The organism is Streptomyces sp. NPDC018964 (genome assembly GCF_044390325.1).
In the GTDB taxonomy this organism is placed as follows: Bacteria; Actinomycetota; Actinomycetes; order Streptomycetales; family Streptomycetaceae; genus Streptomyces.
The window spans coordinates 297,670-321,775 of the sequence record NZ_JBIRYZ010000005.1; the positions used below are offsets into that span (position 1 = coordinate 297,670).

The window sequence follows — 24,106 nt, forward strand, 5'->3', positions numbered from 1 at the left end:
CGGTGACCGGGGTTCCGGCCGGGTGGGAGGGCCCGAGAAGCCGTCCGGCTCACAGGCCGTGTTCGTCCATCAGGCGCATCAGGTTCCGCTTGCGTTTCCGGGTGGTGCGCAAAGCGGTGAGGTAAGCGGTGAACTCGTCTTCGGTGCCCAGGCGGCGGTGGCAGTCGCGGATGCTCAGCAGCAGGCCGACGAGCCGCTCGTAGACCTTGTTGCCGGTCTCCTCGGTCAGCGGCTCGGCCAGGCGCAGGTAGACGCCGAGCGCGTCGGCGGGACGGGCGGCACGGGCCTGGTCGGCGAGTGCGAGCCACTGCTGATCAGAGGCGCCCGTGCCGGTGGCGGCCTGCCAGGCGGCGTCGACGTCCTTGTCGTCGAGCAGGGCGTCGACCAGGACGGGGCCTCCGTACCGGCTCTGTCGCGGCCGCTCCGCGTCGGCGCGCAGCAGGGCGAGGGCTCCCTCGCGCTCGGCCGGCCAGCTGTCCGCGGCCCGCGCGGCGGCGCGCAGCTGCTGGTACGCGAGCAGTGAACGGCGGGCGCCGAAGTGGTCGCGGCGCACGGCGACGGCGTCGGCGGTCCGGCCCGCCCGCGCATAGCGGTCGCAGAGGTGGTCGACGAGGGCGGTGTCCACGGCGGAGAGGTCCCGGGCGTCCCGGATACCGCGTTCCGCCCACTCCAGGGCCTCGTCGAAACGCCGGGCGGCCTCCAGCTCGCGGGCGATGACCAGGTGGGTGTGGCCGTTCGGCGCGAGATCGGCCGCGTGCACGGCGATCACCGCGTCGACGTCTCCTCCGGCCTCGGCCAGACGCTCCATCAGGTACTTCTCCGCCCAGCCTCGGCGGTTGCGCCGCCACGCCTCGACGGCCAGCCTCCGCAGGACGGCCATGCCCTCTTCGCCGAGGACGTCGTCGTAGTCGAGCGGATCGATGTCGGTCAGGCCGTCGTCGGCGTCGCCGAGCACATGGCCGGCCAGCCAGTGTGCGAGCTCCTCGGGGTCGGGGTGTGCCGCGCGGCACGCGTCGAGGTGGGCGTCGGCGAGGCCCGCGCCGATCTGCCCGAGCCGGCCGTCGGTGTCGTCGACGCTCTCCACCGCCTCGGCCAGCAGCCGCATCGCCTCCCGCGCCAGGGTGATCGCGTCGGCGGCCCGGCCCGAGCCGGTCAGCGCGCCGATCGCGGACACCGCCTGCCGGGCCTGGTCGGCGTAGGCGCGGGCATCGGCGTACTCGACGTAGCCGTACTGCGCGAAGGGGCCGATGTCGAGCAGGTCGCGGATACGGGACCGGACCGTGGTGAGGTCTCCCCGGGCGCTCGCGGCCCGTAGTTCCAGGCGTCGCCGCACCTGCCGGTCCTCGTCGACCTGTTCCCGCAGCAGGGCGAGCAACTCGTCCTTGGACAGGGCGGACAGCCACCCGTCGAGGTCCCGCGCGCGCTCCCGGGCCGCCTTCCGCTGCCGCGGCAGGCTCTCCGGCCGGGCGAGCACGGTCAGACCGAGGGCGACCAGGTGCTTGCAGAAGTTGCCCTCGAGACCGTACGGGCAGTCGCACGCGCCGGACAGCCCGCGGGGCCCGTCCAGGGTCAGCTCGACCTCGTACCGCTCCGTCCCTTGGACCCGCGCGGTGATCCAGCCGTCCCCCACCTCGATCCCGGACACCGCGTCGAGATACCCGAGGGCGCGTTCGAAGGAACGGGCACCGGCCAGCGTCCTGAGGTCCGTCTCGGTGAGGCCGCGCATGGTTCTTTTCCGCCCTGCCATGGTGGTGCGGTCGACGCCCCCAGCCTAGTGGGGGCCGAGGCCGCGAACCGACGACTTCGCCGGGTACGCCCCTCAACTCGCCCGACGCCAAGGGGCGGTCGGCCGTGCACGCGCGCCTCCCCGGGCCCCGTGGGGTTCGCGCTCCTGGGCTGCCGCCCCGAGGATCTGACTCTCGCAGCCCGTCGGCTCCGTCAGGCGCCCGGCCCGCCGGTGCCCCGCGGCCGTCCGGTCAGCCCGACGTGACCGGCAGTACGTCGGGGGACAGTGCCGCCGCGCGGGCCGTCGCGGCCGTCATGCGGCGGCGGTGGTGGCGGCGGCACAGGACCTCGTAGCCGACCTCGTCCGCGGAACCGGTGACGTCGCCGACGACCACCTGGGCGCCCTCGACGACCATGACCCCGCCGACCGTACGCGCGTTGTGCGTGGCGCGGGCGCCGCACCAGCACAGGGCCTCCACCTGGAGCACCTCGACCCGGTCGGCCAGTTCCACCAGCCGCTGGGAGCCGGGGAACAGCTTGGAGCGGAAGTCGGTGGTGATGCCGAAGGCGTAGACGTCGAGTTCCAGGTCGTCCACGACCCGCGCGAGCTGGTCGATCTGCTCCGGCGCCAGGAACTGCGCCTCGTCCGCGATCACATAGTCCGCGCGGCGGCCCTTCGAGAGGTGGTCGACGAGGTACGCGTACAGGTCCGCGCCGTCGCCGACCTCCACCGCGTCCGTGACCAGGCCGAGGCGGGAGGAGAGCTTGCCCTCGCCGGCCCGGTCGTTGCGGGTGAAGATCATGCCGGTCAGGCCGCGTGCCGAACGGTTGTGCTCGATCTGGAGAGCCAGCGTCGACTTCCCGCAGTCCATCGTTCCGGAGAAGAACACCAGTTCGGGCATGGGAGGTCGGGCACCTTTCGGCAGGGGTCGCGGGCGGATCGTCAGGAGTTCAGGAGCGTACTTCGAGCAGGGGGACCAGTTGCTCGGCAGGGGTCATCGAGCCGTGGTTGCCGACCATCGCCGACTCCCTGGGCTCCCGCTCGGAGGCGATCAGCAGGACGTCGTCCCGTGCGGCGGCGACCACGTCGCCGATCCGGTGGTACACGCGCTCCTCGACCGCCGGACCGAACCAGCCCGCCTCGATCGCCTCGTCGCGCGAGGCCACCCAGAACCGCTCGCCGAGCACCTCGCGCCAGCAGGTCAGCACGTCGTCGGCGGCGCCCGGTACGGCGTACACGTGCCGGGCGCGGCCCTCGCCGCCGAGCAGGGCGACGCCCGCCTTCAGCTCCCAGTCCTCGTCGACGTCGATGCGGTGGTCCTCGTCGAAGGGGATGTCGAGCATGCCGTGGTCGGCGGTGACGTAGAGCGCGCTGCGCGCGGGGAGCTGTTCGGCCAGGCGCTGGACCAGGCGGTCGACGTACATGAGCTGGCCGCGCCAGGTGTCGGAGTCGACGCCGAAGCGGTGGCCGGCGCCGTCGACCTCCGCGTAGTACGTGTAGACCAGGGAGCGGTCGGCGGCGGCCAGCTGCTCGGCCGCGACGTCCATGCGCTCCTCGCCGGACAGCCGCCCGTGGAAGCTGCCGCCGCTGAGCGCGACCTTGGTCAGCGGGGTGTTCGCGAAGGCCGGGGAGGACACCTGCGCGGCGTGCACGCCCGCGCGGTGGGCCAGTTCGAAGACGGTGGGGTACGGCTGCCAGGGGCCGGGCGGGGTCCAGGGCTGCCAGCGCAGCTGGTTCATCAGCTCGCCGGTGTCCGGATTGCGCACCGTGTAACCGGGCAGGCCGTGCGCGCCCGGCGGCAGGCCGGTGCCGACGGAGGCCAGGGAGGTGGCGGTCGTGGCCGGGTAACCGGCGGTGATCGGGCGTCCGGTGCCGCCGCGCGAGGAGGCGAGCAGGGACGTCATGAAGGGGGCCTCGTCCGGGTGCGCCCTCAGCTGCTCCCAGCCCAACCCGTCGATCAGGAAGACGCAGTTCCGGTCGGCGGGGGTCAGCTCGGTGATCGCGGCGGTCGTGCCGGGGACGGCCATGCCGGCGGCGAGCGTGGGCAGCAGGTCGGCGAGCGAGCCGGTGCCGTATGCGGGCAGGGGCGCGGAACCGGGGGCGAGGGGCCGCGGGTGCGCGTCCTCCCAGGCGGTGGGGGGCGGGGGCGGTACGGGCAGGGCGGGGGGCGTCGGCCGCGCCGTGGAGGTGGACCGCGGGACGCGGGCGGGCGGCGCGGGGCGGGGAGCCTGCGGGCGGGGCACGGGCCGCGCGCCGGGGGCAGGCTGGGCGCCCGGCGAGGGTCGGGCGCCGGGTGTGGGCTGTGCCATCAGCGCGTCTGGTCCGCGGTCGCCTCGGACAGGGCCTGCGCGAAGGTGAGCGCCTGGCGCACCGTCTCCGGCCCGTCGCCGGCCTCGCTGACGCGCAGGCTCAGGTCGTCGGCCGTGGAGCTGCCCGTGTAGCCGTGGTCGGCCTCGCAGTTGGGGTCGCCGCAGGCGGCCGGCTCCAGGTCGATGCGGGAGACGGCGCCCCAGCCGATGGTGAGCACGACCTCGCGCGGCAGCGTGCCCGGCTTGTACGACTCCGGGTTGCCGACCACCCGGCTGACCACGATCGACGAGATCCGGTCGAGCTTGACCGACTCCGTGGACGTGGTGGCGTACGGCGTCGGGGAGGTGCTGTCCGCGGCCTGCTCGTCGGTGTGGCTGACGATGAAGCGGTTGCCGGTGAGGACGAGCACGGTGACGTGCCGCCGCACCTCGTTCGAGTCGAACGTCGTCTCCTGGTGGACCAGGTACGACCGGATGGGCTCGCCGCCCACGGCGGCCTCCACCGCCTCGGCCACGAGGGCCGGGTAGTAGCCGCTGCGCTCGATCGCCGCCCGCAGCCCCTGGGTCGTCGTACTGGTCTTGGCCATGGGCCCCATCCTACGGGGGACCACCGACTGCGAGGCACCGCTCACCGCACTCCCCTCCCCGGCGCCGGTCAGTACGCGGGGAGGGTCCGCGGGCCGAGGTCGTCGCGGGCGGGCGGCGGGGCGAGGCGTACGGAGGCGCCGAGGACGCTCACGCCGTGCGGGGCGACGACGACCGGCTCCAGGGTGACCGCGACGACCTCCGGATGGTCGTGGACCAGCCGTGACACCCTCAGCATCAGCTCCTCCAGCGCCGGGGTGTCGACCGGTGCCGAGCCGCGCCAGCCGAACAGGAGCGGGGCGGTACGGATCGATCGCACCAGTGAGGTCGCGTCCCGGTCGGTGACCGGGATCAGCCGGTGCGCCATGTCCCCGAGCAGCTGCGAGGGGGGTCCGGCCAGCCCGAAGGAGAGGACGGCTCCGGCGGCGGGGTCGATGACCGCGCGTACGACGGTGTCGACACCGCGCGGGGCCATCCGCTGCACCACGGGGCGCAGCTCCTCCGGGGCACCGAACAGCTCCGTCAACTCGCTGTACGCCCGGCGCAGTTGTTCCTCGTCGGCCAGGTCCAGGCGGACGCCGCCCAGGTCGGCGCGGTGCCTCAGGTGGGGGGCGGTCGCCTTGAGGGCCACGGGGTGGCCGAGGGTGCGCGCGGCCTCGGCGGCGGTGTCGGGGTCCGGGGCGGGGAGGGCGCGGTGGACGTGGATGCCGTAGGTGCCGAGCAGGTCGCAGGTCTCGGCGGTGCCGAGGGCGAAGCCCTGGCCGCGCGCGAGCAGCCCTTCGATGAGCGCGGCGGCGCCCCGCTCGTCGATGTCGTCGTACTCGGGCACCTTGCCGGGCTCGGCGGCGTCCCGCCGCCACTGCGCGTACGCGACGGCCTGGGCGAGCGCCCGGACGGCACGCTCGGAAGCGGGGTAGGCGGGGATGAGGTGGGCGTCCTCGGGGAGCGGCGGGGCCGTCACGGAAGCGGTGTCCGCCCGGGGGCGTGGCGCCAAGGTCGCCGGCGTCGAGGTCGCAGGCGCCTGGGGCTGGGGCGGGGCCGGCGTCGGGACCTGGGGCGGGGTCGGCGTCGAGGCCTGCGGGGCCGTGCTGGTGGCGGCCGACAGGGCCGCCGCGAGGCCGCCGAGTTCCACGTGGACCACCAGGACGGGCTTGGACGGGGTCGCGGCGGCGGCCGAGCGCAGGGCCTGGGCCAGGGCCGCGTCACCGACCGAGCCCTCCCCCACCGCCGGGATCGCCGTCACGACGACCGCGTCGCTCGTGTCGTCGGCCAGCGCGCGGGAGAGCGCCGCGTGGAAGTCCGCTGCCGAGGCCGCGGTGGTGAGGTCCAGCGGGGGATGCGGACGCAGGCCCTCGGCGAGGCAGGCGTCGTAGGTGAGCAGGCCCAGGGACTCGGAGTTGCCGAGGATCGCCACCCGGGGCCCGGCCGGCAGGGGCTGGCGGGCGAGCAGCAGGCCCGTGTCGACCAGCTCGGTGATGGTGTCCACGCGGATCACCCCGGCCTGCCGCAGCAGCGCGGACACCGTCGCGTGGGGCAGCCGGGTCGCCCGTACGGCGTGCCCCCGGGGGCCCGCTCCGTGGCGTGCGCCCTGGACCACGACCAGCGGCTTCGCCGCCGCGGTGCGCCGGGCGAGGCGGGTGAACTTGCGGGGGTTGCCGATGGACTCCAGGTACATCAGGGCGACGTCGGTGTCGGGGTCCTCGTACCAGTACTGCAGGACGTCGTTGCCTGAGACGTCGGCCCGGTTGCCGGACGACACGAAGGTGGACACGCCGGTGACACCGGTGACGCCGCCGCCGCGCCGGTGCAGGCGGGACAGCAGGGCGACGCCGATGGCGCCGGACTGGGCGAACAGCCCGATCCGGCCCGGGCGGGGCGTCTCGGGGGCGAGCGAGGCGTTCAGCCGGACGTCCGGGGAGGTGTTGATGACGCCGAAGGCGTTCGGTCCGATGATCCGCATGCCGTACGCGCGCGCCTGCCGTACGAGGGCGCGCTGGCGTTCGCGGCCGTCGGGGCCGGACTCGGCGTAGCCGGCGGAGACGACGACGAGCCCCTGCACGCCGTGCTCGCCGCACTCGGTGACGGCCTCCGGGACCCGTTCGACGGGCACCGCGACGACCGCGAGGTCGACGGGCCCGTCGATGTCCCGCACCGAGCGGAACGCGGCCACCCCGCCGATCTCCTTCTCCCCCTCCCCCAGGGCCTTGTTCACGGCGTACAGCCGGCCGGTGAACCCTGTGTCGCGGAGGTTGTCGAGGACGCTGCGGCCCACCCCGCCGGGGGTGCGGCCCGCGCCGACGACGGCCACCGAGCCGGGGGCGAGCAGCCGCTGCACCGAACGCGCCTCGGCGCGCTGTTCGCGCGCGTACTGCACGGCCATGGAGCGGTCGGTGGGTTCGAGGTCGAACTCCAGGCGGACGACGCCGTCCTCGAAGCTGCGCTTCTGGGTGTACCCGGCGTCGGTGAACACCTTGATCATCTTGGTGTTGGCGGGCAGCACCTCGGCCGCGAACCGGCGGATGCCGCGCTCCCGCGCGACGGCGCCGATGTGTTCGAGGAGGGCGGAGGCGACGCCCCGGCCCTGGTGGGCGTCCTGGACGAGGAAGGCGACCTCGGCCTCGTCGGCCGGGGCCGAGGCGGGCGCGCCGTCGGCGCCGATCCGGTCGTAGCGTACGGTGGCGATGAACTCGCCGCCGATGGTGGCCGCGAGTCCCACCCGGTCCACGAAGTCGTGGTGCGTGAAGCGGTGGACGTCCTTGGCGGACAGGCGAGGGTAGGGCGCGAAGAAGCGGTAGTACTTCGACTCGTCCGACACCTGCTCGTAGAAGCTGACCAGGCGCTCGGCGTCATCGACGGTGATGGGGCGGACGCGCGCGGTGCCGCCGTCGCGCAGCACCACGTCGGCCTCCCAGTGGGCGGGGTACTCGTGCCGGTCCGACGAGGTCTGCATGGGCCCCAGAGTACGGCTCGCGTACGACAACGGCGCGGGGCAGTCTGTGGTGGACGACAGCCGGGCCGAGGCCGCGGTCCGGCTGCCACCGGGAGCGGGAGCGGAGGCCCCTTCGGGTACGCCTCCGGCACGCTCCGGGCATGCTTCACGATGTGGGAAACTGGTCTAGACAACCCTGAACACCGAAGGGCAGCAACACATGGCTGAGCGCCGCGTCAACGTCGGCTGGGCCGAGGGCCTCCACGCCCGCCCCGCTTCCATCTTCGTCCGAGCCGCCACGGCCGCAGGCGTCCCGGTGACGATCGCCAAGGCAGGGGGCGCCCCCGTCAACGCGGCCTCCATGCTGGCCGTCCTGAGCCTGGGCGCCCAGGGCGGCGAGGAGATCGTCCTCGCGTCCGACGCCGAGGGTGCGGACGCCGCCCTGGACCGGCTGGCGAAGCTGGTCGCCGAGGGTCTCGAGGAGCTCCCCGAGACCGTCTGAGCACGCAGGGGGTGCGGGAACGTCTCTCACCGAAACGCACCGGACTGCACCGCACTGCATTCGAAAGGCCCGCCCGGACCCCGCGCGGGCCTTTCCCTTTTCCCTTCCCCCCTTTTCCCGGGCAGCAGAAATAACCCCCGAGAAATGCACCCTCTTTGTATACGGCACCCGTGTTAATGCCGGAGACTCGGCATGTTTACGGGATGTTGCGAGTTCCTCACACGGTCCGCGCGGCCGGCGCCGGAGGCGAAGCGCAGGCGGTGCCCGGCGCTCGCGCGTTCGGTGTGCAGCGCCGTGACGGACCGCGCGCGGTCGCCGTCGCCGCGCGCCACGGCGTCCACGATCGCGCCGTGCTCCGCCCAGTACTCGACCGGGTCGGACGGTCCCTCGGTGGCGTACATCCAGGCGATCTTGTGCCGCAGCTGGGTCAGCGTCGACGTCAGCGCCGGGCTGCCGGTGGCCTGGGCGAGCGTCTCGTGGAACCAGCCGCTCAGGGAGCGCAGGTCGTCACTGTTGCCCTGGCGGGCGCGTTCCTGCCCCAGCCGGACCAGGCCGCGCAGCACCTTCAGATGGGCCTCGGTGCGGCGCTGGGCCGCGCGGGCGGCGCCGAGCGGCTCGAGGAGCACCCGCATCTCCAGCAGGTCGGCGGCCTCCTGCTCGGTGGGTTCCGCGACGCACGCGCCCGCGTGCCGCCGGGTCACCACGAACCCCTCGGCCTCCAGCGTGCGCAGCGCCTCCCGGACCGGGACGCGGGAGACGCCGTAACGGCGGGCGAGCACTTCCTCGGTGAGCCGGCCGCCGCGCTCGTGGACACCCGCGACGATGTCGTCCCGGATCGCCGTGCACACCGAGTGCGCGGGAATACGCATGACGGACCTCCGGCTTAATCCCCGTGAAACGTCGACGATTGACGTGTGTTCCGTGACTCTATTGCAATCAGCGGGAATTCACGACGCCGGACCGGAATCCGTGCTTATTTTTCGGACAGGAGCCGCCCGGAAACACCGGTGCCCCGGCTCGGGGAGCCGGGGCACAGGGAAGCGGTCGGGCCTAGAGGTTCACGCCGTGCGCGCGGAGGTAGGCGACGGGATCGAGGTCGGAGCCGTACTCGGCGGTCGTACGGGCCTCGAAGTGCAGGTGCGCGCCCGTGACGTTGCCGGTGGCGCCGGAGAGGCCGATCTGCTGCCCGGCGGCGACCTGCTGGCCCACCGAGACGCCGATGGACGACAGGTGCCCGTACTGGGTGTACGTGCCGTCGTGCATCTTGATGACGACCTGGTTGCCGTACGCGCCGCCCCAGCCGGCCTCGACGACGGTGCCGACGCCGACCGACTGGACGGGGGTGCCGCTCGCGGCGTGGAAGTCGACGCCGGTGTGGCTGCCGGAGGACCACAGTGAGCTGCCGACCTGGTAACTGGTCGAGACGTACGAGCCGGGGATCGGGGAGACGAAGGTGTTGAGGCGCTCGCGTTCGGCCTCCCGCGCGGCGCGCTCCTTCTCCGCGCGGGCCTCCTCGGCCTCCTTGGCGGCCTTCTCGCGCGCGGCCTCCTCGGCGGCCTTCCGCGCGGCGGCCTCGGCCGCCTCCCGGGCGGCCTCGTGCTGGGCGGCCGCCTGGGCGTCGATCCGGTCGGCGACCGCGTCGCCCAGGGTGACGACGGGGGTGAGGCCGGTCTGCGCGGCGGCGGGTTCGGCGGCGAGCGCGGGGGTCGCGAGGGAGCCGACGACGCCGGTGGTGGTGGTGAGCGCCGCGACGCCCGCCGCGCGGACGGTGCCGCGCTGCGTCCGGCTGGGACGACGGTGCTTGCCCGGGGCGCGGGTGAACGCCATGTGGAGGCTGGTCCTTTCCTTCCCTCTCGCCTACCGGGTTAGCTGACGGGTTCGGAGCAGGAAGGTCTCCTACGGGCACCCTCGCGACACGCGCGGGCGTCCGATTCACCCCAGGGACTCATGCGGGTCCCCGGCTCCCCTGGCTCGCGCCGTACGGGGACTCGGCGATGGCTGTCCGGTGCCGCGGGTGCGGCGCACTGCCCGACGAACAGCCCGGATGACGCTAAGGCGGCCGTCTCCTCCTCCTCAAACGAATCCCGGTTTTTGTAGCGCATCCCACAGGGCAGACAGGCAACTTCCGCCCCGATTCGGGCACAAGCGGGCCCCGGTGACGTCCGTGTCACCGGGGCCCGGTGCGCGCGTGCGCCTCCGCGGCTCGCTACTCGGCCGTCACGACGGTGACTTCACCGATCCCGAGGGCCTCGACGGGCGCCTTGATCTGCGCCGCGTCGCCGACGAGGACGGTCACCAGGCGGTCCACCGGGAAGGCGTTCACGACGGCCGCGGTGGCCTCCACGGTGCCGGTGGCCGCCAACTGCCGGTACAGGTCGGCCTGGTAGTGGTCGGGCAGGTGCTGCTCGACCTGGTCGGCCAGGGTGCTCGCGACGGCCGCGGCGGTCTCGTACTTGAGCGGCGCCACACCCACGAGGTTCTGCACGGCGACGTCGCGTTCGTCGTCGGTGAGCCCGTCGGCGGCGAGCGTGCGCAGCACGGTCCACAGGTCGTCGAGGGCGGGGCCGGTGTTCGGCGTGTCAACGGAGCCGCTGATGGCCAGCATCGCCGCACCCGTGCCGTCCGGCGCGGACCGGAGGACCTGTCCGAACGCCCGCACGCCGTAGGTGTAGCCCTTCTCCTCGCGCAGCACGCGGTCCAGGCGGGAGGTGAGGGTGCCGCCGAGGCAGTACGTGCCGAGCACCTGCGCGGGCCACACGCGGTCGTGCCGGTCGGGGCCGATGCGGCCGATCAGCAGCTGCGTCTGCACGGCGCCGGGGCGGTCCACGATCACGACGCGCCCGGTGTCGTCGGCGACCACCGGCGGGACGGGCCGCGGCTGCGCCGGGGAGCCGGTCCAGGCGCCGAGCGTGTCGCCGAGCAGCGCGTCCAGGTCGATGCCGGTGAGGTCGCCGACGACCACGGCGGTGGCCGTGGCGGGGCGGACGTGCTTCTCGTAGAAGGCGCGTACGGCCGCGGAGTCGATGCCCTCGACCGTCTCCTCGGTGCCCTGGCGCGGACGCGACATGCGCGAACTCGCCGGGAACAGCTCCTTGGAGAGCTCCTTGGCGGCGCGGCGGGAGGGGTTGGCCAGCTCGTGCGGGATCTCGTCGAGGCGGTTGCGGACCAGCCGCTCGACCTCGCTGTCGGCGAACGCCGGCGCCCGGAGCGCGTCGGCGAGCAGCCCGAGCCCCTTGGTGAGCCGGGAGGCCGGGACCTCCAGGCTGAGGCGGACGCCGGGGTGGTCGGCGTGCGCGTCCAGGGTGGCGCCGCAGCGCTCCAGCTCGGCGGCGAACTCCTCGGCGGAGTGCTTGTCGGTGCCCTCGGAGAAGGCCCGCGCCATGATCGTGGCGACACCGTCGAGGCCGGCCGGCTCGGCCTCCAGGGGCGCGTCGAGAAGCACCTCGACGGCGACGACCTGCTGGCCGGGGCGGTGGCAGCGCAGCACGGTCAGGCCGTTGTCGAGCGTGCCGCGCTCGGGGGCCGGGAAGGCCCAGGGCTTGGCGTCGCCGGCCTGCGGCTGCGGGTGGAAGTCCATCGTGGCGAGCTCGGTCACTTCGCCGCCTCCTCGTTCTCGTCGGTGCCGGCGACTGCGGCGGCTTCCTCGGTGCCCTCGGCGTCCTCGGCTTCCGGGGCGACGGGCTCATAGACGAGCACCGCGCGGTTGTCGGGGCGCAGGCGGGCCTCGGCGACCTCCCGCACCTCCTCCGCCGTCACCTCCAGGACGCGCTGTACGGCGGTCAGGGCGAGCTGCGGGTCGCCGAACAGGACGGCGTACCGGCACAGTTCGTCGGCGCGGCCGGCGACCGTGCCGAGCCGGTCCAGCCACTCGCGCTCCAGCTGGGCCTGCGCGCGCTCCATCTCCTCCGCCGTGGGGCCCTCCTCGGCGAACCGGGCGAGCTCCTCGTCGATGGCGGCCTCGATGACCGGCACCTCCACGTCACCGGACGTCTTCACGTCCAGCCAGCCCAGGGAGGGGGCCCCGGCCAGCCGCAGCAGGCCGAAGCCGGCGGCCACGGCGGTGCGGTCGCGCCGTACCAGCCGGTTGTAGAGCCGCGAGGACTCGCCGCCGCCGAGGACGGTGAGCGCCAGGTCGGCGGCGTCGCACGCGCGTGTGCCGTCCTCGGGCAGCCGGTAGGCGGCCATCAGCGCACGCGCGGGGACCTCCTCCTCCACGACCTCGCGCAGCTGCTCGCCGATGACGTCGGGCAGCGAGCCGTCGCGGGGCGCGGGCTTGCCGTCGTGGGCCGGGATGGAGCCGAAGTACTTCTCGATCCAGGCGAGCGTCCGCTCCGGGTCGATGTCGCCGACGACGGAGAGCACGGCGTTGTTCGGCGCGTAGTACGTGCGGAAGAACTGGCGGGCGTCCTCCAGGGTGGCCGCGTCCAGGTCCGCCATCGAGCCGATGGGCGTGTGGTGGTAGGGGTGGCCCTCCGGGTAGGCGAGGGCGGTCAGCTTCTCGAAGGCGGTGCCGTAGGGGACGTTGTCGTAGCGCTGGCGGCGCTCGTTCTTGACCACGTCCCGCTGGTTCTCCATGGACTCGTCGTCCAGGGCGGTCAGCAGGGAGCCCATGCGGTCGGCCTCCAGCCAGAGGGCGAGCTCCAGCTGGTGGGCGGGCATGGTCTCGAAGTAGTTGGTGCGCTCGAAGCTGGTGGTGCCGTTGAGGGAGCCGCCGGCGCCCTGGACCAGCTCGAAGTGACCGTTGCCCTTCACCTGGGCGGAGCCCTGGAACATCAGGTGCTCGAAGAGGTGAGCCAGACCCGTACGTCCCTTGACTTCGTGACGTGAACCCACGTCGTACCAGAGGCACACCGCGGCGACCGGGGTCAGGTGGTCCTCGGAGAGCACCACGCGCAGGCCGTTGGCCAGGCGGTGTTCGGTCGCTGTCAGGCCGCCGGAGCCTGCCTGGGCTGTGGCCGTGTGACCCATGGGCATGTACGTCCCTTCGATCGCGGAGGCGGTCGTCGACACCGCCGTTTCTGCCGGTCCTGCCACTGTATGCAAGCGCGCGGACCCCCGACGAAGTTCCCGGCGGGGGCGGGCTACGCCGAGAGCGAGAATGCCGACGCACGACCCCGGGCGGCCGCGCCCCCCGTCCCCGCGGACAGCCGCGCCCCCGTCCCCGCGGACAGCCGCGCCCCCGTCCCCGCGGACAGCCGCGCCCCCGTCCCCGCGGGCAGTCGTGCCTCCCCCAGTGCCTCAAGGGCCTGGGAGGTGCCCCCAGGGCGGCACGGGTGGGCGATGGGGGCACCTCCCGCTCGAGCGAAGCCGAGAGTGGGGGAGGCACCCCGCAAGCGCCGGGCAGCGCAACCCACCCCCGGCCCACGTCATCCCGGACCGGGAACCCCGCGCGGAAACGCACCGCACACGCGCCGTACCCTGCCCTCCCCAGGGCCCTCACAACCGGGTCCTGGTCCCGTCTGTCAGTGCGACGGTCCACAATGGTCCGCGTCAGATCCCGTCCACAACGCTTCAGCAAGGAGCCGGCAGCGATGGCCCGCCGCAGCACGAAGACCCCGCCGCCCGACGAGTCGTACGAGGAGAAGATCCTCGACATCGACGTCGTCGACGAGATGCAGGGCTCCTTCCTCGAGTACGCGTACTCGGTCATCTACTCCCGCGCCCTGCCGGACGCGCGCGACGGTCTCAAGCCGGTGCACCGCCGCATCGTCTACCAGATGAACGAGATGGGCCTGCGGCCCGAGCGCGGCTACGTGAAGTGCGCCCGTGTCGTCGGCGAGGTCATGGGCAAGCTGCACCCCCACGGCGACGCGTCGATCTACGACGCCCTGGTGCGCATGGCCCAGCCGTTCTCGATGCGCGTCCCCCTGGTCGACGGCCACGGCAACTTCGGCTCGCTGGGCAACGACGACCCGCCCGCCGCCATGCGGTACACCGAGTGCCGGATGGCCGAGGCCACCAGCCTGATGACCGAGTCCATCGACGAGGACACGGTCGACTTCGCGCCCAACTACGACGGCCAGGAGCAGGAGCCGGTGGCGCTGCCCGCCGCCTTCCCGAACCTCCTGGTGAACGGCGCGTCGGGCATCGCCGTCGGCATGGCCACCAACATGCCGCCGCACAACCTGCGCGAGGTCGTCGCGGCCGCGCGGCACCTGATCAGGTACCCGAACGCCGACCTCGACGCCCTGATGAAGCACGTCCCGGGCCCCGACCTGCCCACCGGCGGCCGGATCGTCGGTCTGTCCGGCGTGCGGGACGCCTACGAGAAGGGCCGCGGCACGTTCAAGATCCGCGCGACGGTCACCGTGGAGGACGTCACGGCCCGCCGCAAGGGCCTCGTCGTCACCGAGCTGCCGTTCACGGTCGGCCCGGAGAAGGTGATCGGCAAGATCAAGGACCTGGTCGGGTCGAAGAAGCTCCAGGGCATCGCCGACGTCAAGGACCTCACCGACCGTGAGCACGGTCTGCGGCTGGTCATCGAGATCAAGAACGGCTTCGTGCCGGAGGCGGTCCTGGAGCAGCTGTACAAGCTGACGCCGATGGAGGAGTCCTTCGGCATCAACAACGTGGCGCTGGTGGACGGCCAGCCGCTCACCCTGGGCCTCAAGGAACTCCTGGAGGTCTACCTCGACCACCGCTTCGACGTCGTGCGCCGGCGTTCGGAGTTCCGCCGCGGCAAGCGGCGCGACCGCCTCCACCTGGTCGAGGGCCTGCTCACGGCCCTGGTGGACATCGACGAGGTCATCCGCCTCATCCGCTCCAGCGAGAACTCCGCGCAGGCCAGGCAGCGCCTGATCGAGCGGTTCTCCCTCAGCGACATCCAGACCCAGTACATCCTGGACACGCCGCTGCGCCGCCTCACCAAGTACGACCGGATCGAGCTGGAGGCCGAGCAGGACCGGCTGAACGCGGAGATCGAGGAGCTGACCCGGATCCTGGACTCGGACGCGGAGCTGCGCAAGCTGGTCTCCGCGGAACTGGCCGCGGTGGCGAAGAAGTTCGGCAACGACCGCCGTACGCTGCTGCTGGAGTCGGCCGGCGCCCCGGCCGCCGCCGTACCGCTGCAGGTGGCGGACGACCCGTGCCGGGTGCTGCTCTCCTCCACGGGCCTGCTCGCCCGTACGGCGGACAACGAGCCGCTCGCCGACGACGGCAAGCGGGTCAAGCACGACGTGATCGTCTCGGCGGTGCCGGCGACGGCCCGCGGTGAGATCGGCGTCGTCACCTCGTCCGGCCGGCTGCTCCGGCTGAACGTGATCGACCTGCCGCAGCTCCCGCAGGCGATGCCGACGCCGAACCTCTCGGGCGGGGCGCCCCTGGCCGAGTTCGTGTCCCTGGAGGACGACGAGCAGGTGGTGTGCCTGACCACGCTCGACGAGTCGTCGCCGGGCCTGGCGCTCGGCACGGAACAGGGAATCGTCAAGCGCGTGGTGCCCGACTACCCCTCCAGCAAGGAGGAGCTGGAGGTCATCACGCTCAAGGAGGGCGACCGGATCGTCGGCGCGGTCGAGCTGCGCACGGGCGAGGAGGACCTGGTCTTCATCAGTGACGACGCCCAGCTGCTGCGCTACCCGGCCGCGCAGGTCCGGCCGCAGGGCCGTCCCGCGGGCGGCATGGCGGGCATCAAGCTCACCGAGGGGGCGAAGGTCATCTCCTTCACGGCGGTCGATCCGGCCGTGGACGCGGCGGTGTTCACGGTCGCGGGTTCGCGGGGCACGCTGGACGACTCGGTCCAGACGACGGCCAAGCTGACTCCGTTCGACCAGTACCCGCGCAAGGGCCGGGCCACCGGTGGCGTGCGCTGCCAGCGGTTCCTGAAGGGTGAGGACTGCCTGGCCCTGGCCTGGGCGGGCCCGCTCCCGGCCCGTGCCGCGCAGAGGAACGGCGCCGCGGTGGGCCTCCCGGAGCCCGACCCGCGCCGTGACGGCTCGGGCGTCTCCCTGCCGAAGACGGTGTCGGTGGTGGCGGGCCCGGTCTAGGCCGCCGGGTCCTCCGCCGCTCCCTGCACGTAGCGCAGGACGCCCCACATGCCGTGCTCGTCGGTGTGTGGGGCGTCGTCGCCCCGGCACGCCTCCAGCTCCTCGTGGAGGGCGGTGGCGTCGATGTCCGATCCGATGAGGACGAGCTGCGTGAGCCGCTCCTCGCCGGCGGGCCAGGGCTCGGGGTAGAACCGCAGGAACCGCCCCACGGCATGCACGGCGTACCGGTTGCGGGTGTCGTACGGCCCGAAGTCGACGTAGCCCTTGATCCGGTAGAGCCCTTCGGGCCGGCTGTCCAGGAACCAGATCAGCCGGCGCGGGTCCAGCGGGCGCCCGGAGACGAAGGAGACGCTGTCGTACGCGGTGTGCGGATGCCCGGCGTGGTCGGTGTGGTGCAGATCGTCGAACGACAGCTGCCCGACGCGCTCCTCGCTCGGCCGGCAGTCGAAGAGGAACTCGGGGTCGACCCGGCCGTGCGTGGTGGGGACGACGGCCGCACGGTCGACGAGGGACCGGACCAGGGCCAGTACCCGCGCGGCGTCGGTGACCCGGTCCGTCTTGTTGACGACCACGAGGTCCGCGAGGGCGAGGTGCCGGTCGATCTCCGGGTGCCTGGCCCGGGTGTCGTCGAACTCGGCGGCGTCCACGACCTCGACGAGTCCGCCGTAGACGATGCCCGGATGCTCGCTGGCGAGCACCATCCGCACGAGTTCCTGCGGCTCGGCGAGGCCGCTGGCCTCGATGACGATGACGTCGATCCCGGCGGAGGGCCGGGCGAGCCGCTCGAGGTACTCGTCCAGCTCGCTGCCGTCGACGGCACAGCACAGACACCCGTTGCCCAGCGACACGGTCGAGTCCCCGAGCGCCCCGGCGACGGCCATCGCGTCGATCTCGACGGCCCCGAAGTCGTTGACGACGGCGCCGATGCGGCTGCCGCCGCTGCGGTGGAGGAGGTGATTGAGCAGGGTGGTCTTCCCCGAGCCGAGGAATCCGGCCAGGACGACCACCGGAATCTGCCGCCCGCTGCTCCGCTCCGACACGCGACCCCTCTCCCGCCTGTGCGCACACCGGCTCGCTCACGGCGCGCACCTCGAAGACCGACTGACGCCCCAGGATACGAGTGCCGAGAACAGCGGCGAAGTGAACGATTGTTAGCAGCGTCCGCGGGGCAGACGTTGGGCAAGGCGCCGGTTTGTGCGACCCTCGCTTCCCTCCGTGCGCCGCCTGGCCGCCTTTCCGCCGATCAGAGCCGCTCGGCACCCTGGAAGGCGGCAAGCGCCGCCCACCGCTCGCCGGTTCCCCACCGTCGACCCGCAACCCGACGACCGGCGGACGGCGGCCCGACCGGGGGTATTTGACATGGCCACACGGAACAGTGGGATACGGGGGCTCCGCTCCGCGGTCGCGGCCTGCCTGGGCATGGCGGCAGGCGCCTGTGCCGCCATGGCGGCACAGCGGCACATCCTGGACACGATCAACGAACGACTGGAGCACCTGGAGAAGCGTGCGCTCACCCAGCAGCAGGCCAACCTGGCCATGCAACAGCGCCAGCACTGGGAGCTCCTGAGCAAGGCGATGGACAACCCCGAGCTCGCCGAGGTCCTGGACGTCTTCGAGGTGCCGGTCACCGCACAGAAGCGTCGCCAGTACCTTTTCGCCAACGCCCTGTACACGAACCTGCTCTGCTACTACCGCATCGGCAACATGAACAGGGACGAGTTCTTCAAACACGTCCGGGGCCTCTTCCAGAACCGGATCGTCAGGGAGTACTGGGACGCGACCCGGCAACAGCGCGCGAGCCTGACGGGGACGGAAGAAGCCGAGCTCGGCCGGCTGGTCGACGACCTGCTGCAGCAGCTGGACGAGGCCGACACCGACGAGTGGTGGGTGGTCGGCGACCCACCACTCGACGCATGACCCTAGACGTCCGGGATGTCCGCCTTCGCCTTGATCAGGGTCTCCCTGGTGATCACGACGATGCGTTCGTAGTCGGCACGCGCGGCGTCCTCGGGAAGCTGGGAATCGAGCGAATCGGTGGCATCCGTGCCGATGACGGCGAAGTTCCCGTCAGCCAGCTCGAAGATGTCGGGACATGTTCCACCACCGGTACTGCCTCGGTGGCGCGGAGCGACACCGAGACGGCGGACGATCTGACTCACTGTGCACTTTCCTCTGCTTCTCAAGACGCGAGCGCCTGCGCCCGCTGCCACGCGACGCGCGATGGCATCGTCGCAGGTCTGCCTCCCGGCCGGGGGAGGCTCGCAGGTGGCCGGACCCGCTCGCACCCCATCGGACCCGCTCGCACCTCACATGACGCAACGCGTGCGGCATTCCTATCACTCGGGGGTGTGAGACCACCCTCACCCCGAGGAATCCTCCGCAAGAGTGACAAGTGACCGAAGAATCGATGATCAGCCCCGTTCGAGGTGATTGTCACAGTCAGTACGCACTCCACGGCGCCGACGGGTCGACTCGGCACGGCCGCGCAACTCAGGTTAGGCTCACCTTTGTGAGTAGTACGTGCTCGACCGTCTCCCGCGCACTCGACGAGCCCGTCGCGGGAACCGCCGCCACCGCGCGGACCTGGCTGCTGCTGGAACAGCCGGGACCCTGGGGTGCCAAGGCGCTCACCTCCAGCCACCTCGACCCCGCGCTGGGCCGCGCCCTGGAGGCCGCCGCGCAGGGCAGCGGAGTGCGGATCGCGCTCATCCGGCGGCCCGGGCGGCACGCGGACCGCCGGACGCCCGCCACGCGCCGGGTGTACGCGGCCCACACCGTTCCCGGAAACGTGTGGCTGTACGCCGCCAGGACCACACATCTTGAACGCCTGCTCGACCTCGATTTCGCCGCCCTCGGCAGGGGCGAGCCGGAGTCCTTCGCGACCGCGCTCGGCGGACGGCCCCACGAGGGCGGCCCCCTCTCCCTCGTCTGCACCAACGGCAAGCGCGACCGCTGCTGCGCCCTCCTCGGACGGCCCCTGGCGGCCGAACTCGCCGCCTCCGGGGTCGAGGGCGTCTGGGAGGTCACCCACCTGGGCGGTCACCGTTTCTCCCCCACGATCCTCTGCCTGCCGTACGGCTACGCGTACGGGCGGGCCGAGGCGCACACCGTCAAGGAGGTGCTGCACGGCCTGGAGGAGGGCCGGATCGTCGTCGAGGGGTGCCGGGGGTGCACCGCCTGGGAGCGGCCCGGCCAGGCGGCCGAGCTGGCCGTCCGGCGCACGGTGGGAGAGTACGCCGCCGGGGCCCTGAGCATCGTACGGACGGACGGTGCCGCGCCCCGCTGGGAGGTGACCGTCGCCCATGCGGACGGGCGCCGGTGGCTGGTGGAGGTCGCCCGGGGCGCGTCCCTGCCGCCCCGTCCGGAGAGCTGCGGGTCGGTGCTCGGCTCACCCGCGCGGATGGACGTCGTGGGCGTCCGCGAGGTGGCCCTGGCAGCGCTGGCGGGCTGACCGCCCCCGCTCACGGGAACACCGGCCCGGGAGATCCCCGCCACACCCCCCGCGGCACCCCGCGCCCCTCCACGTACCGTCATGGGTATGAGCTCCACTCCCCCCGCACGCCGCCTGCGCCTCGGCCTGCCGCGGCGGGTGTTCTCGCAGGTCCTGCTGATGCAGCTGGCGATCGCCGCGGGAGTCACGGTGCTGGCCACCGGACTGTTCCTCGCGCCGCTCGGCGACCAGCTGGACGACCAGGCGATGCGCCGCGCGCTCGCGATCGCGCAGACCACCGCCCAGCAGCCGCAGATGGCACGGGACCTGCGCGGGACGGAACCGTCCCCGGACGGGCCGGTGCAGCGGGAGGCCGAACGGGTCCGGAAGGCCACCGGAGCCGAGTACGTCGTGGTGCTGGACGTGCGGGGCGTGCGCTGGTCGCACACCGATCCGGCACGGATCGGTGGCCTGGTGTCGACCGACCCCGGTGAGGCGCTGGCCGGACACGACGTCATGGAGATCGACGAGGGCACCCTGGGGCGCTCCGCGCGGGGCAAGGTGCCGCTGCGGGACGACGACGGCGAGATCGTCGGGGCGGTCTCGGTCGGCATCGCCTACGACAGCGTCCGGGCCCGGCTGATCCACGCCATCCCGGGGCTGTTCGCGTACGCCGGCGGCGCCCTGGCCGTGGGCGCGCTCGCGGCCTGGCTGATCTCCCGGCGGGTGCAGCGGCAGACCCGCGACCTGGCCTTCTCGGACATCGCGGCGCTGCTCGCGGAGCGTGAGGCGATGCTGCACGGCATCCGGGAAGGCGTCGTCGCCCTGGACCGCACCGGCCGCATCCGCCTGCTGAACGACGAGGCGCAGCGCCTGCTGGGGATCGGCGAGGAGGCCGTCGGCCACTCCCCCGACCTGGCGCTCGGCGAAGGGCGCACCGCCGATGTGCTGGCCGGACGGGTGACCGGCACGGATCTGCTCACCGTCCGCGGCCGACGGGTGCTGGTCGCCAACCGGATGCCGACGGACGACGGCGGTGCCGTGGCCACCCTGCGCGACCGCACGGAGCTGGACCGGCTCGGCCGGGAGCTGGACTCCACGCGCGGGCTCATCGACGCGCTGCGCGCCCAGGACCACGAGCACGCCAACCGCATGCACACCCTGCTGGGGCTGCTGGAGCTGGAGATGTACGACGACGCGGTGGAGTTCGTCGGCGAGGTCGTCGGCGATCACCGGGCCACGTCGGAGCAGGTCACCGAGAAGATCCGGGACCCGCTGCTCGCGGCGCTGCTGGTGGGCAAGGCGACGGTCGCGGCCGAGCGCGGGGTGGCGCTGTGGGTGTCGGACGGGACCCGGCTGCCGGACCGGCTGATCGACCCCCGGGGGCTCGTCACGGTCGTCGGCAATCTGGTGGACAACGCCCTGGACGCCGTCGCCGGTACCCCGCGGGCGCGCGTGGAGGTCGAACTGCGCGCCGAAGGGCGCACGGCGGTCCTCGTGGTGCGCGACACCGGGCCCGGAATTCCTCCGGAGCACCGCGAGTTGATCTTCACCGAGGGCTGGTCCACCAAGGAGCCGCCGGCCCACCGCGAGCGGGGCATCGGGCTGCCGCTGGTGCGCCGGCTCGCCGAGCGCCAGGGGGGCAGCGCGGACGTGGGCGAGGCGAGCGGCGGGGGCGCGGAGTTCACCGTCGTACTGCCCGAGGCCCTGGCCGAACCGGGCACGGAACCCGCCCTCACCGGGGCGTCCGTCCCGGGGGCCGCCGAGGAGGAGTCACGATGATCGAGGTCCTGGTCGTGGACGACGACGTCCGGGTCGCGCGGGTCAACGCCGCGTACGTCGAGAAGGTGCCCGGTTTCCATGTCGCCGGCCAGGCGCACAGCGCGGCCGAGGCGCTCGGCCGGCTGGAGGCGCTGCCCCGGCCGGATCTCGTCCTCCTGGACCACTACCTGCCCGACGAGACGGGGCTCGAGGTGGTGCAGGAGATGCGCCGGCGCGGGCACCAGACCGACGTGATCATGGTGACGGCGGCCCGGGACGTGTCCACGGTGCAGGCGGCGATGCGCCAGGGCGCCCTGCAGTACCTGGTCAAGCCGTTCGCCTTCGCCGGGCTGCGCGCCAAGCTGGAGGCGTACGCGGAGCTGCGCCGCACCCTCGACGGCGGGGGTGAGGCGGAGCAGGCGGAGGTGGACCGCATCTTCGGCGCGCTGTCGGCACCGTCCGAGCCACAGCTGCCCAAGGGGCACTCCCCCACCACCGCCGAACTCGTACGGCAGTCCCTGATGAACGCCGACGGCCCGCTGTCGGCCCAGGAGATCGCCGAGCGCACGGGGGTGAGCCGCCAGACCGCCCAGCGCTACCTGAAGCTCCTGGAACGCACGGGACGGGCCACGCTGACCCTGAAGTACGGCGACGCGGGCCGCCCGGAGCACCGCTACGCGTGGGCGACCCGCGCCTGAGGACACGATCCAGGGGTGCCGGGAGGGAAATCCTGCGGGCGGCGGCTCCGTCCGTCTCCGCCGGGCGCTCTACGCGGCTCCCGCACCGGTCAGCGAGCGCACCTCGGTCTCCGCGTGCTTGGCCTCGTCGGGGGCCTCGCGCGAGGTGAGCGTGCCGAGCCAGCCCGCGAGGAAGCCCAGCGGGACGGAGACCAGGCCGGGGTTCCGCAGCGGGAAGAGCTGGAAGTCGACGTCCGGGAGGAGGGACGTGGGGCCGCCCGACACCACGGGGGACAGCAGCACCAGCACCACGGCCGGGACCAGGCCTCCGTACACGGCCCACACGGCACCGCGTGTGGTGAAGCCGCGCCAGAACAGGGAGTAGAGCAGCACGGGCAGGTTCGCGGAGGCGGCCACGGCGAAGGCGAGGCCCACCAGGAACGCGACGTTGAGGTCGCGGGCCAGCAGACCGAGGGCGATCGCGAGCAGACCGGTGCCGACCGCGGCGAGGCGGGCCACCGCCACCTCGCCGCGCGGCTTCCCGCGCCGCCGGCGCAGGGAGGCGTACAGGTCGTGCGCGACGGACGCCGAGGAGGCGAGCGTGATCCCGGCGACCACGGCGAGGATCGTGGCGAAGGCGACCGCGGCGACGATCGCGAACAGGATCGTTCCACCGGTGGAGCCGGCGCCGCCGCCCAGGTCGAGGGCGAGCAGCGGCACCGCCGTGTTCCCGGACGCGCTCGAGGCGCGCACGGCGTCCGGTCCGACGAGGGCGGCGGCGCCGAAGCCGAGCACGATCGTCATCAGGTAGAAGCCGCCGATGAGCCCGATCGCCCAGACGACCGACCGCCGGGCCGCCCGCGCGGTGGGGACGGTGTGGAAGCGGGACAGGATGTGCGGCAGTCCCGCCGTGCCGAGCACCAGCGCGAGGCCCAGGCTGATGAAGTCGAACCGCGCGGTCCAGTCGCCGCCGTAGGCGAGCCCGGGGGCCAGGAACGCCTCACCGTGACCGCTGCGTTCGGCCGCGGTGAGGAGCAGCCGGTTGACGTCTCCGTGGAACCGCAGCAGGACGAGGACGGTCAGTGTGACGGTGCCGCCGAGCAGCAGGACCGCTTTCACGATCTGGATCCACGTGGTGGCCCGCATCCCTCCCAACGACACGTAGATCACCATGAGCACGCCGACGCCGACGACGGTCCAGGCCCGGGCCGCCTCGCCCGTACCGCCGAGCAGCAGCGCGACCAGGCTGCCCGCGCCCACCATCTGCGCCACCAGGTACAGAACGGACACGGTGACCGACGAGGTTCCCGCCGCGATCCGCACGGGCCGCTCCCGCATGCGGGCGGCAACCACGTCGGCGAGTGTGAACCGGCCGCAGTTGCGGACCAGTTCCGCGACCAGGAACAGGACCACCAGCCAGGCCACCAGGAAGCCCACCGAGTAGAGCATCCCGTCGTAGCCGACGAGGGCGATGAGTCCGGAGATGCCGAGGAAGGAAGCGGCCGACATGTAGTCGCCCGCGATGGCAAAACCATTCTCCATCGGGGAGAAGAGCCGGCCGCCGGCGTAGAACTCCTCCGCCGATCCCTGCCGGTGACGGCTCACCCAGGTCGTGATGGCCAGGGTCACCGCGACGAACGCGCCGAACAGCAGCAGTGCCGGCACCCGGTGATCACCCGTCATGCCGCGCCGCCTCTCCCGCGCGCCAACTCCTGGGCTTTCCAGCGCAGTTCCAGCGCCGCCCGGTCCCGGCGCAGCCGCGCATGACGGACGTAGGCCCAGGTGAGCAGGAAGGTGGTCAGGAACTGGCCGAGCCCGGCGAGCATGCCCAGGTTGACGGCGCCCGCGACGGGCCGTGCCATCAGCCCCGGCGCGGTCGTGGCGGCCACGACGTACGCCACGTACCAGACGAGGAAGGCGGCGACCGCCGGCACGACGAACCGCCGGTACCGGCTGCGCACCTCCTGGAAGGCCGCGCTGCGCTGTACTTCGAGGTAGACGTCGGCCCCGTCCGCACGGCGGGCCGGAGCCACCGCCTCCGCCGGGCCGGCCGCCTCGCCCCAGCCCGAGGCGAGGGCGTCGTACCAGGGATCGTCGTACCTCACGTCCCCCGAGTTGCTTCGCTGCATGCCCAAGGATGGACAGAACGGGAAGATCCCCGGCTCTTCTTCCCGTTCTGCTTCACCCCATCAGGTGATTGGGCCG

At 73.1% G+C, this 24,106-nt stretch carries 19 protein-coding genes and 1 riboswitch; of the genes, 6 read left to right on the forward strand and 13 right to left on the reverse strand.

All coding sequences use genetic code 11. From position 1 onward, the window contains the following. Positions 1–49 precede the first annotated feature (49 nt). The 5 genes from ACH5AO_RS11100 to ACH5AO_RS11120 all read right to left on the reverse strand — a co-directional run bounded on the left by ACH5AO_RS11100 (position 50) and on the right by ACH5AO_RS11120 (position 7,570). On the reverse strand, positions 50–1,726 hold the full coding sequence (locus tag ACH5AO_RS11100; RefSeq protein WP_398923954.1) for an SWIM zinc finger domain-containing protein: 1,677 nt from the start codon (positions 1,724–1,726) through the stop codon (positions 50–52). Positions 1,727–1,976: 250 nt separating this feature from the next. Continuing rightward, positions 1,977–2,627 carry a thymidine kinase gene (locus tag ACH5AO_RS11105; protein WP_398923955.1) on the reverse strand — a complete coding sequence of 217 codons (651 nt, stop codon included), beginning with the start codon at positions 2,625–2,627 and terminating at the stop codon, positions 1,977–1,979. 49 nt (positions 2,628–2,676) lie between these two features. Further along, positions 2,677–4,035, reverse strand: coding sequence for an alkaline phosphatase family protein (locus ACH5AO_RS11110; protein ID WP_398923956.1), 1,359 nt, complete (start codon positions 4,033–4,035; stop codon positions 2,677–2,679). Next, positions 4,035–4,631: a DUF5998 family protein gene (locus tag ACH5AO_RS11115; protein WP_398924053.1), complete on the reverse strand. Its 597-nt coding sequence runs from the start codon at positions 4,629–4,631 to the stop codon at positions 4,035–4,037. Before ACH5AO_RS11115 ends, ACH5AO_RS11110 begins: the two co-directional genes overlap by 1 nt. Before the next feature lie 59 nt (positions 4,632–4,690). Further along, a complete protein-coding gene (locus tag ACH5AO_RS11120; RefSeq protein ID WP_398923957.1) occupies positions 4,691–7,570 on the reverse strand; it encodes a GNAT family N-acetyltransferase in 2,880 nt (959 codons plus the stop codon). 199 nt (positions 7,571–7,769) lie between these two features. Between ACH5AO_RS11120 and ACH5AO_RS11125 the strand changes: the two genes are divergently transcribed. Continuing rightward, the gene (locus ACH5AO_RS11125; RefSeq protein WP_398923958.1) at positions 7,770–8,051 is read left to right on the forward strand and encodes an HPr family phosphocarrier protein; all 282 of its coding nucleotides are present in this window, start codon (positions 7,770–7,772) and stop codon (positions 8,049–8,051) included. A 173-nt stretch (positions 8,052–8,224) separates the two neighbouring features. On the opposite strand, the gene ACH5AO_RS11130 is transcribed toward ACH5AO_RS11125, so the two are convergent. The 4 genes from ACH5AO_RS11130 to ACH5AO_RS11145 all read right to left on the reverse strand — a co-directional run bounded on the left by ACH5AO_RS11130 (position 8,225) and on the right by ACH5AO_RS11145 (position 13,025). Continuing rightward, positions 8,225–8,920, reverse strand: a complete 696-nt coding sequence (locus ACH5AO_RS11130; RefSeq protein ID WP_398923959.1) for a GntR family transcriptional regulator — start codon at positions 8,918–8,920, stop codon at positions 8,225–8,227. 181 nt (positions 8,921–9,101) lie between these two features. Continuing rightward, complete coding sequence (locus ACH5AO_RS11135; RefSeq protein ID WP_398923960.1) at positions 9,102–9,878, reverse strand: M23 family metallopeptidase; 777 nt, start codon at positions 9,876–9,878, stop codon at positions 9,102–9,104. A 12-nt stretch (positions 9,879–9,890) separates the two neighbouring features. After that, positions 9,891–10,055: riboswitch (cyclic di-AMP (ydaO/yuaA leader) on the reverse strand. 202 nt (positions 10,056–10,257) lie between these two features. After that, on the reverse strand, positions 10,258–11,646 hold the full coding sequence (locus tag ACH5AO_RS11140) for a M16 family metallopeptidase (RefSeq protein ID WP_398923961.1): 1,389 nt from the start codon (positions 11,644–11,646) through the stop codon (positions 10,258–10,260). After that, complete coding sequence (locus ACH5AO_RS11145) at positions 11,643–13,025, reverse strand: M16 family metallopeptidase (protein ID WP_398924054.1); 1,383 nt, start codon at positions 13,023–13,025, stop codon at positions 11,643–11,645. Before ACH5AO_RS11145 ends, ACH5AO_RS11140 begins: the two co-directional genes overlap by 4 nt. 557 nt (positions 13,026–13,582) lie before the next feature. Between ACH5AO_RS11145 and ACH5AO_RS11150 the strand changes: the two genes are divergently transcribed. Then, the gene (locus ACH5AO_RS11150; RefSeq protein ID WP_398923962.1) at positions 13,583–16,033 is read left to right on the forward strand and encodes a DNA topoisomerase (ATP-hydrolyzing) subunit A; all 2,451 of its coding nucleotides are present in this window, start codon (positions 13,583–13,585) and stop codon (positions 16,031–16,033) included. On the opposite strand, the gene ACH5AO_RS11155 is transcribed toward ACH5AO_RS11150, so the two are convergent. Beyond that, on the reverse strand, positions 16,030–17,073 hold the full coding sequence (locus ACH5AO_RS11155) for a CobW family GTP-binding protein (RefSeq protein ID WP_398923963.1): 1,044 nt from the start codon (positions 17,071–17,073) through the stop codon (positions 16,030–16,032). The genes ACH5AO_RS11150 and ACH5AO_RS11155 overlap by 4 nt on opposite strands. 319 nt (positions 17,074–17,392) lie before the next feature. Between ACH5AO_RS11155 and ACH5AO_RS11160 the strand changes: the two genes are divergently transcribed. After that, positions 17,393–17,950 carry a DUF6082 family protein gene (locus tag ACH5AO_RS11160; protein WP_398923964.1) on the forward strand — a complete coding sequence of 186 codons (558 nt, stop codon included), beginning with the start codon at positions 17,393–17,395 and terminating at the stop codon, positions 17,948–17,950. 2 nt (positions 17,951–17,952) lie between these two features. On the opposite strand, the gene ACH5AO_RS11165 is transcribed toward ACH5AO_RS11160, so the two are convergent. After that, on the reverse strand, positions 17,953–18,192 hold the full coding sequence (locus tag ACH5AO_RS11165; protein WP_398923965.1) for a hypothetical protein: 240 nt from the start codon (positions 18,190–18,192) through the stop codon (positions 17,953–17,955). A gap of 350 nt (positions 18,193–18,542) precedes the next feature. Here ACH5AO_RS11165 and ACH5AO_RS11170 point away from each other — a divergent pair, with 350 nt between their 5' ends. From ACH5AO_RS11170 to ACH5AO_RS11180, 3 genes are all read left to right on the forward strand, one after another. Continuing rightward, positions 18,543–19,484 (forward strand): sucrase ferredoxin, encoded by a 942-nt coding sequence (locus tag ACH5AO_RS11170; RefSeq protein ID WP_398923966.1) that lies wholly within the window; start codon positions 18,543–18,545, stop codon positions 19,482–19,484. An 87-nt stretch (positions 19,485–19,571) separates the two neighbouring features. Beyond that, positions 19,572–21,245 carry an ATP-binding protein gene (locus ACH5AO_RS11175; protein WP_398923967.1) on the forward strand — a complete coding sequence of 558 codons (1,674 nt, stop codon included), beginning with the start codon at positions 19,572–19,574 and terminating at the stop codon, positions 21,243–21,245. Further along, positions 21,242–21,922, forward strand: coding sequence for a response regulator (locus tag ACH5AO_RS11180; protein ID WP_398923968.1), 681 nt, complete (start codon positions 21,242–21,244; stop codon positions 21,920–21,922). Before ACH5AO_RS11175 ends, ACH5AO_RS11180 begins: the two co-directional genes overlap by 4 nt. A 69-nt stretch (positions 21,923–21,991) precedes the next feature. Here ACH5AO_RS11180 and ACH5AO_RS11185 read toward each other — a convergent pair whose 3' ends face one another. Beyond that, complete coding sequence (locus ACH5AO_RS11185; RefSeq protein WP_398923969.1) at positions 21,992–23,584, reverse strand: cation acetate symporter; 1,593 nt, start codon at positions 23,582–23,584, stop codon at positions 21,992–21,994. Beyond that, complete coding sequence (locus tag ACH5AO_RS11190) at positions 23,581–24,030, reverse strand: DUF485 domain-containing protein (protein ID WP_398923970.1); 450 nt, start codon at positions 24,028–24,030, stop codon at positions 23,581–23,583. Before ACH5AO_RS11190 ends, ACH5AO_RS11185 begins: the two co-directional genes overlap by 4 nt. Between the last annotated feature and the right edge of the window lie 76 nt (positions 24,031–24,106).

Excerpts from the sequence above, each read along its gene's own strand:
- ACH5AO_RS11100 (WP_398923954.1), bottom strand. The coding sequence starts at position 1,726 with ATGCGCGGCCTCACCGAGACGGACCTCAGGACGCTGGCCGGTGCCCGT.
- ACH5AO_RS11160 (WP_398923964.1), top strand. The coding sequence starts at position 17,393 with ATGGCCACACGGAACAGTGGGATACGGGGGCTCCGCTCCGCGGTCGCG.
- ACH5AO_RS11180 (WP_398923968.1), top strand. The coding sequence starts at position 21,242 with ATGATCGAGGTCCTGGTCGTGGACGACGACGTCCGGGTCGCGCGGGTC.
- ACH5AO_RS11125 (WP_398923958.1), top strand. The coding sequence starts at position 7,770 with ATGGCTGAGCGCCGCGTCAACGTCGGCTGGGCCGAGGGCCTCCACGCC.
- ACH5AO_RS11135 (WP_398923960.1), bottom strand. The coding sequence starts at position 9,878 with ATGGCGTTCACCCGCGCCCCGGGCAAGCACCGTCGTCCCAGCCGGACG.
- ACH5AO_RS11150 (WP_398923962.1), top strand. The coding sequence starts at position 13,583 with ATGGCCCGCCGCAGCACGAAGACCCCGCCGCCCGACGAGTCGTACGAG.
- ACH5AO_RS11115 (WP_398924053.1), bottom strand. The coding sequence starts at position 4,631 with ATGGGGCCCATGGCCAAGACCAGTACGACGACCCAGGGGCTGCGGGCG.
- ACH5AO_RS11105 (WP_398923955.1), bottom strand. The coding sequence starts at position 2,627 with ATGCCCGAACTGGTGTTCTTCTCCGGAACGATGGACTGCGGGAAGTCG.
- ACH5AO_RS11130 (WP_398923959.1), bottom strand. The coding sequence starts at position 8,920 with ATGCGTATTCCCGCGCACTCGGTGTGCACGGCGATCCGGGACGACATC.
- ACH5AO_RS11190 (WP_398923970.1), bottom strand. The coding sequence starts at position 24,030 with ATGCAGCGAAGCAACTCGGGGGACGTGAGGTACGACGATCCCTGGTAC.
- ACH5AO_RS11110 (WP_398923956.1), bottom strand. The coding sequence starts at position 4,035 with ATGGCACAGCCCACACCCGGCGCCCGACCCTCGCCGGGCGCCCAGCCT.
- ACH5AO_RS11175 (WP_398923967.1), top strand. The coding sequence starts at position 19,572 with ATGAGCTCCACTCCCCCCGCACGCCGCCTGCGCCTCGGCCTGCCGCGG.
- ACH5AO_RS11185 (WP_398923969.1), bottom strand. The coding sequence starts at position 23,584 with ATGACGGGTGATCACCGGGTGCCGGCACTGCTGCTGTTCGGCGCGTTC.
- ACH5AO_RS11120 (WP_398923957.1), bottom strand. The coding sequence starts at position 7,570 with ATGCAGACCTCGTCGGACCGGCACGAGTACCCCGCCCACTGGGAGGCC.
- ACH5AO_RS11145 (WP_398924054.1), bottom strand. The coding sequence starts at position 13,025 with ATGCCCATGGGTCACACGGCCACAGCCCAGGCAGGCTCCGGCGGCCTG.